At 73.8% G+C, this 13,352-nt stretch carries 11 protein-coding genes and 5 tRNA genes; 9 read left to right on the top strand and 7 right to left on the bottom strand.

What is annotated here, in order from left to right; all coding sequences use genetic code 11:
• The first annotated feature begins 152 nt into the window (after positions 1–152).
• From cobT to ACWD01_RS26640, 3 genes are all read left to right on the top strand, one after another.
• Positions 153–3,848, top strand: a complete 3,696-nt coding sequence (gene cobT / locus ACWD01_RS26650; RefSeq protein ID WP_451165324.1) for a nicotinate-nucleotide--dimethylbenzimidazole phosphoribosyltransferase — start codon at positions 153–155, stop codon at positions 3,846–3,848.
• A 223-nt stretch (positions 3,849–4,071) separates the two neighbouring features.
• Positions 4,072–5,304: a uroporphyrinogen-III C-methyltransferase gene (gene cobA, locus ACWD01_RS26645; RefSeq protein WP_451165323.1), complete on the top strand. Its 1,233-nt coding sequence runs from the start codon at positions 4,072–4,074 to the stop codon at positions 5,302–5,304.
• A gap of 64 nt (positions 5,305–5,368) precedes the next feature.
• A complete protein-coding gene (locus ACWD01_RS26640; RefSeq protein ID WP_451165322.1) occupies positions 5,369–6,184 on the top strand; it encodes a TrmH family RNA methyltransferase in 816 nt (271 codons plus the stop codon).
• A gap of 36 nt (positions 6,185–6,220) precedes the next feature.
• Here ACWD01_RS26640 and ACWD01_RS26635 read toward each other — a convergent pair whose 3' ends face one another.
• The gene (locus tag ACWD01_RS26635; RefSeq protein WP_451165321.1) at positions 6,221–7,393 is read right to left on the bottom strand and encodes a serine/threonine-protein kinase; all 1,173 of its coding nucleotides are present in this window, start codon (positions 7,391–7,393) and stop codon (positions 6,221–6,223) included.
• Positions 7,394–7,625: 232 nt separating this feature from the next.
• Here ACWD01_RS26635 and ACWD01_RS26630 point away from each other — a divergent pair, with 232 nt between their 5' ends.
• Together ACWD01_RS26630 and ACWD01_RS26625 are read left to right on the top strand one after the other, a co-directional pair.
• Positions 7,626–7,856: a hypothetical protein gene (locus ACWD01_RS26630; RefSeq protein ID WP_356894970.1), complete on the top strand. Its 231-nt coding sequence runs from the start codon at positions 7,626–7,628 to the stop codon at positions 7,854–7,856.
• 222 nt (positions 7,857–8,078) lie between these two features.
• Entirely contained in the window at positions 8,079–8,282 is a 204-nt protein-coding gene (locus ACWD01_RS26625; protein ID WP_451165320.1) for a hypothetical protein, read from the top strand.
• 182 nt (positions 8,283–8,464) lie between these two features.
• On the opposite strand, the gene ACWD01_RS26620 is transcribed toward ACWD01_RS26625, so the two are convergent.
• Positions 8,465–9,301: an endonuclease/exonuclease/phosphatase family protein gene (locus ACWD01_RS26620; RefSeq protein ID WP_451165319.1), complete on the bottom strand. Its 837-nt coding sequence runs from the start codon at positions 9,299–9,301 to the stop codon at positions 8,465–8,467.
• A gap of 103 nt (positions 9,302–9,404) precedes the next feature.
• On the opposite strand from ACWD01_RS26620, the gene ACWD01_RS26615 reads away from it, so the two are divergent.
• A complete protein-coding gene (locus ACWD01_RS26615) occupies positions 9,405–10,382 on the top strand; it encodes a phosphotransferase family protein (RefSeq protein WP_451165318.1) in 978 nt (325 codons plus the stop codon).
• Between the two features lie 68 nt (positions 10,383–10,450).
• Positions 10,451–10,738, top strand: a complete 288-nt coding sequence (locus ACWD01_RS26610) for a TFIIB-type zinc ribbon-containing protein (RefSeq protein WP_356894962.1) — start codon at positions 10,451–10,453, stop codon at positions 10,736–10,738.
• A gap of 57 nt (positions 10,739–10,795) precedes the next feature.
• Here ACWD01_RS26610 and ACWD01_RS26605 read toward each other — a convergent pair.
• The 5 genes from ACWD01_RS26605 to ACWD01_RS26585 form a co-directional block, all read right to left on the bottom strand.
• Positions 10,796–10,870 (bottom strand) — tRNA-Val (locus tag ACWD01_RS26605).
• A 58-nt stretch (positions 10,871–10,928) separates the two neighbouring features.
• Positions 10,929–11,000, bottom strand: a tRNA-Val gene (locus ACWD01_RS26600).
• A gap of 20 nt (positions 11,001–11,020) precedes the next feature.
• Positions 11,021–11,092, bottom strand: a tRNA-Val gene (locus ACWD01_RS26595).
• Position 11,093: 1 nt separating this feature from the next.
• Positions 11,094–11,167, bottom strand: a tRNA-Cys gene (locus ACWD01_RS26590).
• A gap of 37 nt (positions 11,168–11,204) precedes the next feature.
• Positions 11,205–11,277 (bottom strand) — tRNA-Gly (locus ACWD01_RS26585).
• Between the two features lie 167 nt (positions 11,278–11,444).
• Between ACWD01_RS26585 and ACWD01_RS26580 the strand changes: the two genes are divergently transcribed.
• Together ACWD01_RS26580 and ACWD01_RS26575 are read left to right on the top strand one after the other, a co-directional pair.
• A complete protein-coding gene (locus tag ACWD01_RS26580) occupies positions 11,445–12,494 on the top strand; it encodes a chorismate-binding protein (protein ID WP_451165317.1) in 1,050 nt (349 codons plus the stop codon).
• Positions 12,491–13,321 carry an aminotransferase class IV gene (locus tag ACWD01_RS26575; RefSeq protein ID WP_451165316.1) on the top strand — a complete coding sequence of 277 codons (831 nt, stop codon included), beginning with the start codon at positions 12,491–12,493 and terminating at the stop codon, positions 13,319–13,321. The genes ACWD01_RS26580 and ACWD01_RS26575 overlap by 4 nt, the downstream gene beginning before the upstream one ends.
• Positions 13,322–13,352: the final 31 nt, after the last annotated feature.

Raw genomic sequence — 13,352 nt, 5'->3', positions numbered from 1 at the left:
GGCGGCGAACGACCGCGACAATGCTTTGGTCCGTGGGTCAATCGTGCCGCGCGGCGCACACGCTCGTTCTTGTTCACGGGCGTCCGGTGTGCCGCTGTCGGACGTCCCGGGCGAAGGGCGAAGGAGCAAACCGATGGGCGAGGGGTACGCGCATGACTGACACCGGCCAGATCCCGGGCGAGGGGCTGCCGGAGAACGCAGGCATGGTGGAGCAGCCGGGCATCCCCGCTCCGGACGCGTACACCTACCTCGAGAACTCCGAGAACAGCCCCGAAGAGGACGACCTGCTGCTGATGCCGGGCTCCCAGGGCGCCTGGAGCGACGCCCAGCACGCGGCCCCCGCCCAGCACGCGGCCCCCGCCCAGGGCGGGCACCACCCGCAGGGCGTGCCCGCCGCCGATCAGTACGCGGCCGCGCCCGCGTCCGTTCACCCGATGGCGAACCACGCCGCCGGACCACAGCACCAGAGCGGCGAGTACCGGCCGGACCACGGCGCGGTGGGCTACGCGCCCCACGACTACCAGGCCGCGCCGGTCGCGCACGGAGCACAGCAGACGGCGGAGCCCGTTCCCCCGGTCACGGAGAACGCGGCAGCGCCCGCGCCCGAGTTCGTCGAGGTCACCCAGGCCGCCGGAGCGTCGGAGTACGCGCAGCAGCAGCCCCGGCAGGCGCAGTTCCACGAGGTCCAGCCGCAGGAGGCCGCGGCCCACGAGCCGTTGGCGCAGGTGCAGGGGACCATGTCCGTCGTTCCGGGCGTCGCGCCGACGGGCGCGGAGCCCGCGGCCGTCGCGGACGCCCCGGCCGCCGTGGAGGCCGAGGCCGCACAGGCCGCCGCGCAGGCGGCGGTTCACGAGACCGGTGCGCACGAGGCGGGCGGTCGCGATTCGGGCGCCGTCGACCTCGGAGCCGTACGGACGCCGGCCGCCGCGACCTCCGCCATGCCGACGCCGGCGCCCGCGCGCCGCCCGCTCCACATGGGACCGCCCGTGCCAGAGACCTCCAGCGGTGTGGTCCGCTCGCTGGCCGACCGCGGGCCGGCCGGTACGCCGCCGCACCCGATGGTCGTCCGCACCCCGCAGGCCCAGGCCGCCGCCACCACCACCGGCGTGGAGTACCTCGACGTGCCGCGGGAGGACCCGGGCGCCGGACTGCCGGGCCCGCAGCTGGGCGAGATCCCGCCGCAGGCCGGGGCCCCCTGGGACCCCCAGCCGGTACAGGAGCAGACGGCGGCCCCGGCAGAAACGGTCGCCCCGGCCGCCCCGGCCGTCCCGGAGAACGCCCCCGAGCCCGCGCCCGAGAACGCGCAGGCCACCGTGCCCGCGCCGCGGGTCGGCGGGTCCGACCAGCCGGTGGCCCCGGAGGCGGCCGTACCGGAGGCGGCAGTCGCCGAGCCGGAGGCCCCCGCACCCGCGGCGGCGCCCGCTCCGGCCGTCGAGCCGGCCGCTCCGGTCGTGGCCGACGCGCCGGAGACGGTCGCCCCCGAGACCGCCGTCGCTCCGGAGCCGCCCGCGCAGGCCGAGGCCCCCGTAGAGGCGCAGCCCGTACCCGTCGAGGCGGAGCCGGTGGCCGTCGCACCGGAGGCGGAAGCGCCGGCTCCCCAGCCGGAGCAGCAGCCGGGCGCGGACGCGCCCGAAGCCGCCGCCGTTCAGGACGCCCCCGTTACGGCCCCGGAGGGCGCCACGCCGCCCCCGGCTGAGAATCCGACGCCGGCCGCCCCCGAGACGCCCGCCGCCGAGCCCGATGCGGTAGCCCCCGCCGACCCGGCCCCGGCGGTTCCGGTCGCCGAGGAGCCGGCGCCCGCCGCTGTGCCCGCCGACCCGCAGGTGCCCGACGCGCAGCCCGAGGCCGCCCCTGTGGCCGAGACGGCAGAGCCGGCCCCCGCGCCCGCCGCCGTCGACACCCAGGCGCACGACGTGCCGCAGCCCGCCGCCGACGAGGCGTCCGCGCCCGTGGAGGCCGGCCCGGCAGCCGCACCCGAGCCCGGCGAAGCCGCCCCGGCCGCCGCCGCACCGCCGGAGGCGGAACCCGCCCCCGCCCAGCCGGCCCCCGACGCCGCCCAGCCCGCCCCCGCGGACGCCCCCGAGGACGCCGAGCCGGCCGAGGACCACCCCGTCGCACCCCCGGCCCCCGGCTACGCCGACGCCGAGCGCGAGGCCGTCCTGCGCGTCATGCGGGAACGGCGCGACATCCGCAACGGCTTCCGCAGCGACCCCATCCCGCACGAGGTCCTGCTCCGCGTCCTCGAAGCCGCCCACACCGCGCCCAGCGTCGGCCACTCGCAGCCGTGGGACTTCGTCGTCATCCGCTCGGCGGAGACCCGCCGCACGATGCACGAACTGGCCCAGCGCCAGCGCGAGGCGTACGCCAAGTCGCTGCCCAAGGGCCGGGCGAAGCAGTTCAAGGAACTGAAGATCGAGGCCATCCTCGACACCCCGGTGAACATCGTCGTCACCGCCGACCCCACCCGCGGCGGCCGCCACACCCTCGGCCGGCACACCCAGCCGCAGATGGCGCCGTACTCGTCCGCCCTCGCCGTCGAGAACCTGTGGCTCGCGGCCCGCGCCGAGGGCCTCGGCGTCGGCTGGGTGTCGTTCTTCGACGAGCGCGAAATGGTCCGTACGCTCGGGCTGCCCGAGCACCTGGAGGTCGTCGCCTACCTCTGCGTCGGGTACGTCGACGAGTTCCCGGAGGAGCCCGAGCTGATGCAGGCAGGCTGGTCCAAGCGCCGCCCGCTGTCCTGGGTGGTCCACGAGGAGACCTACGGCCGCCGTGCGCTGCCGGGCGAGGAGCCGCACGACCTGTTGCAGGAGACCGTCACCAACATCCGTCCGCTGGACGCCAAGGCGCTCGGCGAGGCGTGGGAGCGCCAGAAGCGGATGACCAAGCCGTCCGGCGCGCTCGGGATGCTGGAGATCATCTCCGCGCAGCTCTCCGGTCTCTCCCGGATGTGCCCGCCGCCGATCCCGGAGCCCGCGGCCGTCGCGATCTTCGCGGGCGACCACGGAGTGCACGCCCAGGGCGTCACGGCCTGGCCCCAGGAGGTCACCGGCCAGATGGTCGCCAACTTCCTCGGCGGGGGAGCGGTCTGCAACGCCTTCGCCAACCAGGTCGGCGCCGAGGTCTGCGTCATCGACGTCGGCGTGGCGTCCGACCTGCCCGCCACCCCGGGCCTGCTGCCGCGCAAGGTCCGCGCCGGCACCGCCGACTTCACCACCGGGCACGCCATGACCCGCGAGGAGGTCCTCTCGGCGATCGAGGTCGGCATCGAGACCGCCCGTGACCTGGTGGCCGCCGGCAACAAGGCGCTCCTCACCGGTGAGATGGGCATCGCCAACACCACCACCTCCGCCGCGCTGATCGCCGTCTACACGGGCGTCGACCCGTCGGAGATCACCGGCCGCGGCACGGGCATCAACGATGAGATGCACGCCCGCAAGGTCGATGTCGTCCGCCGTGCCCTCGAGCTGCACCGGCCCGACCCGGCCGACCCGATCGGCGTCCTGTCGGCCGTCGGCGGCCTGGAGCACTGCGCGCTGGTCGGCCTCATCCTCGGCGGCGCCTCCCTGCGCACCCCGGTGGTCCTCGACGGCGTCAGCACCGGCGCGGCGGCGCTCGTCGCCCGCGCCATCGCCCCCGAGGCGCTGGCCGCCTGCATCGCGGGCCACCGCAGCGCCGAGCCGGGCCATGTGGCGGCGCTGAACAAGCTGGGCCTGCGTCCCCTCGTCGACCTGGACCTCCGCCTCGGCGAGGGCACGGGCGCCCTGCTGGCGCTCCCGATCGTCCAGAGCGCGGCACGGGCCATGCACGAGGTGGCGACGTTCGACTCGGCCGGAGTCACCGAGAAGTAGCACCCCGCCACGCACCACCGCGCACGCCCTGCGTCACGCACCCGGTCCGCCTCCGCGCCGGGTGCGTGACGAACTCGGAGGCAACCGTTCCGCAACGGCCCCCGACAGCCCCGTGGCCGGGGCCGTATCGTGGTCGCCAGGACCCCGCACCTGTCCCCGCCAGCCGCTTCACCGTCGCAGCGGCGTCACTCACGCACTGCCCTGCCCGAGGAGCCGCACCGCCATGGCTGAGCACGTCCCGCCCGCCGAGCACCCCGCCTACCCCGTCGGCCTGCGACTCGCCGGGCGCCGCGTCGTCGTCATCGGCGGCGGACAGGTCGCCCAGCGCAGGCTCCCCGCCCTGGTGGCGGCCGGCGCCGACGTCACCCTGATCTCCCCGTCCGCGACGCCCTCCGTCGAGGCCATGGCCGAGTCCGGCGAGATCGCCTGGACCCGTCGCCGCTACGAGGACGGCGACATCGCCGACGCCTGGTACGCCCTCGTCGCCACCAGCGACCCCGACGCCAACGCCCGCGCCTCCGAAGAGGCCGAGCGCACCAAGACCTGGTGCGTACGCAGCGACGACGCGGACGCCGCCACCGCCTGGACCCCGGCCACCGGCCGCAGCGACGGCGTCACCGTCGCCGTCCTCACCGGCCGCGACCCGCGCCGCTCCGCCGCCGTCCGCGACGCGATCGTCGAAGGCCTGCGCGACGGCACCCTCGCCGCGCCGCACCGCCGCAGCCGCGCCCCGTTCGTCGCCCTCGTCGGCGGCGGCCCGGGCGACCCCGACCTGATCACCGTCCGGGGCCGCCGGCTGCTCGCGGAGGCGGACGTCGTCATCGCCGACCGGCTCGGCCCGCGCGACCTCCTGGACGAACTCCCGCCGCACGTCGAGGTGATCGACGCGGCCAAGATCCCCTACGGGCGGTTCATGGCCCAGGAGGCCATCAACAACGCGCTCATCGAGCACGCGAAGGCCGGCAAGGCCGTCGTCCGGCTGAAGGGCGGCGACCCGTACGTCTTCGGACGCGGCATGGAGGAGGCCCAGGCGCTCGCCGAGGCCGGTATCCCCTGCACGGTCGTGCCCGGCATCTCCAGCTCCATCTCGGTCCCCTCCGCGGCCGGCATCCCGGTGACCCACCGCGGAGTCGCGCACGAGTTCACCGTCGTCAGCGGCCATGTCGCCCCCGACGACCCGCGCTCCCTGGTCGACTGGCAGTCCCTCGCCCGGCTGCGCGGCACGCTTGTGATCCTGATGGGCGTCGACAAGATCGGCGCCATCGCCGAGGCGCTCGTCGCGCACGGCAAGGCGCCCGACACCCCGCTCGCCCTCGTCCAGGAGGGGACGACCGCGGCCCAGCGCAGGGTGGACGCCACGCTCGCGACCGTCGCGGAGACCGTCAGGGCCCAGGACGTGCGCCCGCCGGCCGTCATCGTCATCGGTGACGTCGTCGCCGTCGGCCTGCCCAAGTAACCATCGGTAACCCGACTTTGCGGGAACCGTTGGCACCGCACATCCAAGAAGGCAGTATCACCCCGTGGCCGATCTCATCACCATCGACGACCCCGACGACCCCCGTCTGCACGACTACACGGGCCTGACCGACGTCGAACTGCGCCGCCGCCGCGAACCGGCGGAGGGGCTGTTCATCGCCGAGGGCGAGAAGGTCATCCGCCGCGCCGGACAGGCCGGTTACGTGATGCGCTCCATGCTGCTGTCCGCCAAGTGGGTCGACGTCATGCGCGACGTCATCGAAGAGGTCCCGGCCCCCGTGTACGCGGTCGACCCCGCCCTCGCCGAACGCGTCACCGGCTACCACGTGCACCGCGGCGCCCTCGCCTCCATGCAGCGCAAGCCGCTGCCGGATGCCGGGGACCTGCTCGGCACGGCACGCCGGGTGGTCGTCATGGAGTCGGTCAACGACCACACCAACATCGGCGCCATCTTCCGCAGCGCGGCGGCTCTCGGCATGGACGCCGTGCTGCTCTCCCCGGACTGCGCCGACCCGCTGTACCGCCGCTCGGTCAAGGTCTCCATGGGAGCGGTCTTCTCCGTCCCGTACGCCCGCCTCGACAGCTGGCCCCGCGGCCTCGAAACGGTCCGCGAGGCGGGCTTCCGGCTGCTCGCCCTGACCCCCGACGAGAAGGCGTCCTCGATCGACGAGGCAGCCCCGCACCGCCTGGACCGCGTGGCGCTCATGCTCGGCGCCGAGGGCGACGGGCTGTCCACCAAGGCGCTCATGGCCGCCGACGAATGGGTACGCATCCCCATGGCCCACGGAGTCGACTCGCTCAACGTCGGTGCGGCGGCCGCCGTCGCCTTCTACGCGGTCGCCACCGGCCGCCCCGCGTAGCGCTACAGCTTTCCGCGCCGAGGCCCCCGGTAGCCGCTACAGCTTCTGCGCCGCGGCGATCCCGAGCGCCACGATCAGCGTCACCACGAAGAAGACGGTGATCCGCTGGCGCAGCAGCCGCGGATTGGCCGGCCGCCGGCCCGTCGACGTCGTCCGCACCCCCGGCCGGGTGCCGTTGCCCTGCCGGCCGTTCGTACGGCCCGCGGTACGCGGCTGCTGCGGCCGGGACCCGCCACCCGTGCGGGCGGGCGCCTGCGGCCGCGACGAGCCGCCCGTCCGCCGCTCCAGGCGCTCGGTGCGCTCCGGCCGCTCCGGATAGCGCGCGGTCGGCCGGTTCGACTCGACCCGCTCCCGCTGCGCCGGCGGCCGGGCGTCGTGCTGCAGCCCCTGCGCCTCCCGCGCCGCGATCTCCTTGAGCCGCATGGACAGTTGCAGCGTGCTGGGCCGCTCCTCCGGGTCCTTCGCCAGACACGCCGACACCAGCGGGGCCAGCGCGTCGTGCACCCCGTGCAGCTGCGCCTCCTCGTGCACCACCCGGTACAGCATCACCTCGGAACTGCCGTGCCCGAACGGCGAGTCGCCCATCGCCGCGTACGCCAGCGTCGCGCCCAGGGCGAAGACGTCCGTCGCGGGCGTCACCGCCGCGCCGCGCACCTGCTCCGGTGCGAGGAAACCCGGGGACCCCACGGCCGTGCCCACATGCGTCAGCGTGCTCGCGCCCGTCGCCCAGGCGATGCCGAAGTCGATGATCCGCGGCCCCTTGGGGGACAGCAGGATGTTCGACGGCTTCAGGTCACGGTGCACCACACCGGCCTCATGGACCGCCACCAGCCCCTCCGACAGCGCCGCACCCACCGCGGCCACGTCGGCGGCCCGCAGCGGACCGTCCTCGACGACCTTGTCGTGCAGCGACGGCCCCGGCACGTACTGGGTCGCGAACCACGGCCGGTCCGCCTCCAGGTCCGCGGCCACCAGCCGGGCCGTGCAGCCGCCGCGGATACGGCGCGCGGCCGACACCTCACGGGCGAACCGCGACCGGAACTCCTGATCCTCCGCCAGGTCCGGCCGGATCACCTTCAGCGCGACCCGCTGCCCCCGCCGGTCCGAGCCCAGATAGACGACACCCATGCCGCCCGCGCCGAGCCGCCGGTGAATCCTGAACGAGCCGACGACTCGCGGGTCCTCGCGCCGGAGCCGCATCATCGCCATGTCCGTCCCCTACCTACGGTGGGGAGGCCCCACCCCGCTGCCCGGTCGTCCGCTTGTGACGTGCCACAGCTTACGTACCCCCGCGCCGGTGCGCTCATAGGCCGCGCCCTCCCGTTCGGATCGATTGTCAGTGCCCGATGGGATACTTGAGGAGTGGTCAAAGGAGGGCGGATCCCCCTCCTTCGACCCGTGCGAGATGTCAACGACTCGTCGCAGAAGGGGGATTGGATCGATGAAGGGTGACCGCGTGGAGATAGTGGTGGACGCGGGGGACACGACGCGTACGTACGAAGTGGTGGCAAGCCGGGCGGGCCGCAGGGTGGAGACAGCGGTGCGCAGAGGAGTGGTCGAAGTGAGCGAAGTCACTCGTTCCGGCTCCGTCGTCCGCACCGCCCGATTCATGGCGACCCGGGTCCTCGCCCTGGTCGAACAGCCCGTGCCGCGCGAGGACACCGCCGACTGACCGGTGTCCCCTCAGGGAAGACCCCAGGACCTGGAGCCCCGTCTCCACCCAGGGGAGTACATCGGGGGGTGACGGCTCATCCTCCGGGAGGCCAGGCAATCGGTACGAGGGCATGACGTCCCGGCCCCGCCGTTTCCCTAATGTTGATGTCAAGCGGCGGGTGCAGCACTCGTCCCCCGAGGTCAGACACCCGCCGCTGCCAACCACGACAGGAGAAGGACCATGACGGACACGGCAACGCGGACGGTGATCCGCACGCAGGGACGCAAGGCATCCGCCGCGTTCGGCGGCCGGTCCGGTACACGCCACCCCCTGGTGGCGACGGCCATGGTCCTTCCCCTCGCGGCACTGCTGGTGGTCGTCTTCGGCGGCTGGGAAGCAGTGGTCACACAGGCGTCGTCCGTAGGCGTGATGCTGGGGCGCTGAACGGCGCCCCGGACCCGGAAGAGCGGTCCGGGTCGGGGACATCCGGCCAACAACCCCGTGGGGACGGGGGTGCGGCGGACGGCAGCGTTTGGCCGGTCAGCTGGGGAGCTGACCGGCCATCGCGCGTTGCCCTCGAGCGGGCGGCAGTGCGGGTCTCCGGGCGTGGCCGGGGGCCGCCGGTCTCAGCTGACGTCCACGTCGGCGTGCAGCAGGTGGTGGTCCGAGTGCGGGGTGGGGTGCACACCGTGGTCGAGCGGGACGACGCCCCGCAGGAAGACGTAGTCGAACTTGCTCCGCCAGTCGGTCGTCGTCTTGCACATGCCGGCGGGCGAGGGGCGGCAATCGGGGTCGGTGTCCGTGGCCAGGGCCCGCATCGCAGCGAGTTCCGGAGCGTCCGGCACGGCGTTGAAGTCGCCGACAACGATCGCACGGTCGTGCCGGGCGACCTCCGCGGCGAGTACGTCGACCTGGCCCGCTCGGACCGCCTCCTGGCGTCGTTCGGCGAGGTGCGTGTTGAAGACCCGGACGGGCCGGCCGTCCACCGTGGTGGTGACAGCCATGTATCCGCGGTCCTCGGACCCTCCGTCGGGGTACTCCACGCTGACGCGGTCCGTCATCGGCGCCGCCGAGAGGATCGCCTGGCCGTAGGCCCCCGGACTCCACGGCATTCCACCGCAGCGCCCCCAATTCTGCAGAACCGCTCCGTACTCGACGTGGTAGACCAGCCCGTGACGCCTCTCCAGATAGTCCCGGATCCTCGCGACTTCGTGCTCGCAGGCTTCCTGCAGACCGATGACCTGGGGCGCGTACGTGGCGATCTCCGCGGCCCGGTCGACGTCGCTCTCCTCGCACGGGTTGCAGATGTTCCACGTCATGACCCGGTTCGGCACGACGTCCTTGACGGCTTCGGCGGGCAGCGGCCTGGTGAAGAGGGCATCGCCGAGTGAGCTGGGGCCGATGAGCACCGTGCAGGTCACGATCACGGCACCCGCGAGCAGCAGCGTGCCCCTTCGGCGCACTGTCGCCTCCTGGAAGTGGATGGAGAAATCCGGCGTCTTCCTGCACGAGGTTATGGGACCGGGTGGTCACCGACACGCTCGTACCCGGCGCTACGCTCCCCGCGTGACCGCTTCCGTCGTACGCGTACTCGCCTCCGTCGCCCGGAGCGCCGCCCACCTGGCGGCACCGCGGGGGACCTGTGCCGCGTGCGGCGCCGCGCAGGACGGGCAGACGCTCGCCGACCGGCCCGACGGCACCGTCGTGCGCCACGGCTCCGCCGTGGCGAAGGCGCACGCCCCCGGGACCGACCCGGTCGCCCACCGCGCGCGCCTGGCGCTGGCGGCGCACCCGGCGCTGGCGGGCATCCTCCTGCCGCCGCTCCCGCACGGAGCGAGCCCCCCGGCACCCGGCCGCCCCGTCACCGCCTGGCCCTACGGCGCGCCCGTCGACCCCACGGACCCGGACGCCGCGCCCTGGGAGGACGCGGCGGTCCTCCTGGCGCGTCTGCACCGCGTCGCGCCCGCGGGGCTCCCGGGCCCGCTGCCGCCGATGCGGGGCCCGGCGAAGGCCGCCGCCGCGGTGGCCCGCATGGAGGCGGCCGCGGCCGACGACCCGGCCGCCCGCGACGTCCGGCGCGCCTGGGCGCACCTGCCGGCCTGGGCCCGCGGCGAGGAGCCCTCGGCCGCGGAGCGCCGGAGGGTGTGCCACGGCGACCTCCACCTCGGCCAACTCGTGCGCCACCCCGCCCCCGACGGCCCCTGGCTGCTGATAGACGTCGACGACCTCGGCCTCGGCGACCCGGCCTGGGACCTCGCCCGCCCGGCCGCGTGGTTCGCCGCGGGCCTGCTGCCGCCGGAGGTCTGGCAGCGGTTCCTCGGCGCGTACGCGGCGGCCGGCGGCCCCGCGATCGCGTCCGCGGACGACCCGTGGCCCCAACTGGAAGTGCCCGCCAGGGCGTTGACCGTCCAGGCGGCGGCGCTGGCGCTGGCGAAGTCGGCGGCGGAGGGCCGCGGTCCGGACGAGGACGAACGGGCGATGCTCGACGCCTGTACCCGAATCGGGACACTGGCACCCGAGTTGGAGTCCGGGGCTCCGTCGTAGGCTGAAGACCTCGTCCCCGGGCACGTATCCCGGTGACGTCGACGAGACGGCGAGGAGCTGACCGGACGATGCAGTGTCCCAAGTGCCATGCAGCGATGCACACGTACAACCGCAATGGCGTCCAGATCGAGCAGTGCAGCGGCTGCCGGGGCATATTTCTCGACTACGGCGAGCTGGAGTCGCTGACCCGCCTCGAGTCGCAGTGGACCCAGCAGGCCCCGCCCCCGCCGCAGGCCCCGCAGGCGTACCCGGCCGCTCCCGCACCCGCGGCCCCGGCCTGGGGCGCGCCGCACCAGGGCGGCCACCACGGGCACCACCGTCAGCGCGGCTTCGGCCGGATGCTCTTCTCCTCCTGACGGACCGGGCAGGACATGACGAAACCCCCGGTCGTCGAGACGACCGGGGGTTTCGGCTGGTGCGCGATACTGGGATTGAACCAGTGACCTCTTCCGTGTCAGGGAAGCGCTCTCCCGCTGAGCTAATCGCGCAGGGCGGCGGAGTGCAAAGTGACCTGCGTCACCACGTCCCACGTTACTGCGTACAGCGTGCGCGATACTGGGATTGAACCAGTGACCTCTTCCGTGTCAGGGAAGCGCTCTCCCGCTGAGCTAATCGCGCTCGGGTCCTCGCGGACCCAGTGGACGATACTGGGATTGAACCAGTGACCTCTTCCGTGTCAGGGAAGCGCTCTCCCGCTGAGCTAATCGTCCTTGGAGGTGGAGACGGGATTTGAACCCGTGTAGACGGCTTTGCAGGCCGTTGCCTCGCCTCTCGGCCACTCCACCCGGAGTGCGGGGGTCGGAAAGATCCCCCACTTTCTCGAGCGGACGACGAGATTCGAACTCGCGACCCTCACCTTGGCAAGGTGATGCTCTACCAACTGAGCCACGTCCGCTTGTCGGTTCCGATCCGCTTGCGCGTCCCGGCGACGTGTTGAACTCTAGCGGATTCCCGGGCCAGTACAAAAACGCGTTTGTGCAGCTTGCCGCCGTGTGTTCACGTCGCGGCAGCTCACCGGCCGCCCGTCCCCGCCGCATCCATGCCGGTCATACACTCACAGACGTGCACGACCTCGCTCCTCTGGCCCGTTTCGGCTCCCTCGTCGCCACCGACCTCAGGGACGTCACCAGCGACCCCGCGGCCCTCGACTCCACCGGCTTCTGGGCCGTCGTGGCCGACTTCGAGGGCCGTCTGACCTGCGCCCGCTTCGGCGACGTCCGCACCGAGCCGGTTCCGGAGCCGGCCCCGGGACGCTGGCGGGGACCGGCGGCCGACGCGTGGACGTCGTCACTGGACCGCGCCGCCTACATCGCCGGCGTACGACGTGTCCGGGAACACATCGCGGCCGGCGAGGTCTACCAGGCCAACCTGTGCCGGGTGCTCTCCGCGCCGCTGCCGGAGCCGGACACCGCGGACGTCGACGAGCTGACCGCCCTGCTCGCCCGCGGCAACCCGGCCCCGTACGCAGGAACGATTCGGCTGCCCGCGCACGGCGTGGAGATCGCGACCGCCTCGCCCGAGCTGTATCTGCGCCGCGAGGGGCGCTCCGTCGAGTCCGGCCCCATCAAGGGGACGGGCCGCACCGCCGACGACCTCCTGGAGAAGGACCACGCGGAGAACGTCATGATCGTGGACCTGGTCCGCAACGACCTGGGCCGGGTGTGCGCCACCGGCAGCGTGACCGTGCCGGCGCTCTGCGCGATCGAGGCCCACCCCGGACTCGTCCACCTCGTCTCCACCGTCCGCGGCGACCTCGCCCCGGAAGCCGGCTGGGCAGAACTGCTTGCGGCCACCTTCCCGCCGGGTTCGGTCACCGGCGCCCCCAAGTCCAGCGCACTGAAGATCATCGAGGCGCTGGAGACCACTCCGCGCGGCCCGTACTGCGGCGGCATCGGCTGGGTCGACGCCGACCGCGGCACCGCCGAGCTCGCCGTCGGCATACGCACCTTCTGGATCGACCGCACGGAGAACGCCCTGCGGTTCGGCACCGGTGCGGGCATCACCTGGGGCTCGGACCCGGAGCGCGAATGGGCCGAGACAGAACTGAAGGCGTCGCGGCTGCTGGCGGTAGCGTCGGGCGCGTACGCGGCAATCGGAAGGACAGCTCGATGAAGGTTTGGGTAGGCGGCGCGCTCTCGGAGCTCGAGGACGCCCGGGTGTCCGTACTCGACCACGGCATGACCGTGGGCGACGGCATCTTCGAGACCGTGAAGGCCGTCCACGGCCGCCCCTTCGCCCTCACCCGCCATCTGGAACGCCTCGCCCGCTCCGCCGCCGGCCTCGGGCTGCCGGAACCCGACCTCGACGAGGTCCGCCGCGCCTGCGCCGCCGTGCTGGCCGCCAACCCGATGCCGCTCGGCCGGCTGCGCATCACCTACACCGGAGGGCTCTCCCCCCTCGGCTCCGACCGGGGCGCCGACGGCCCCACCCTGATCGTCGCGATCGGCGAGACCGCCCGCCGCCCCGACACCACGTCGGTCGTCACGGTCCCCTGGACCCGCAACGAACGCGGCGCGCTGACCGGCCTCAAGACCACCTCCTACGCCGAGAACGTCGTCGCCCTCGCCAGGGCCCACCAGCACGGCGCCTCCGAGGCGCTGTTCGCCAACACCGTCGGGCAGCTCTGCGAAGGCACCGGCTCGAACGTCTTCGTCGTCCTCGACGGCGAACTGCACACCCCGCCCCTGGCCTCCGGCTGCCTCGCCGGCATCACCCGCGCCCTCACCGTCGAATGGACGGGCGCCAAGGAGACGGACCTGCCCCTCGAAGTCCTCGACAGCGCCGAGGAGATCTTCCTGACCTCCACACTCCGCGACGTCCAGGCCGTCGTACGCCTCGACGGGCGCGGCATCGGCGAGGGCCCGGGGCCGGTGACGAGCAAGGCGATGCGCATCTTCGAGGAGCGCGCGGCGGCCGACCAGGACCCGAAGTCCGGCTGACGGCCGGCTTCCGGCGGTAAAACCGGGTGTC

Source organism: Streptomyces sp. NPDC002835 (genome assembly GCF_053591995.1).
Note: the sequence above shows the minus strand (reverse complement) of the source record. Positions and strands in the feature narration are given on the sequence as shown.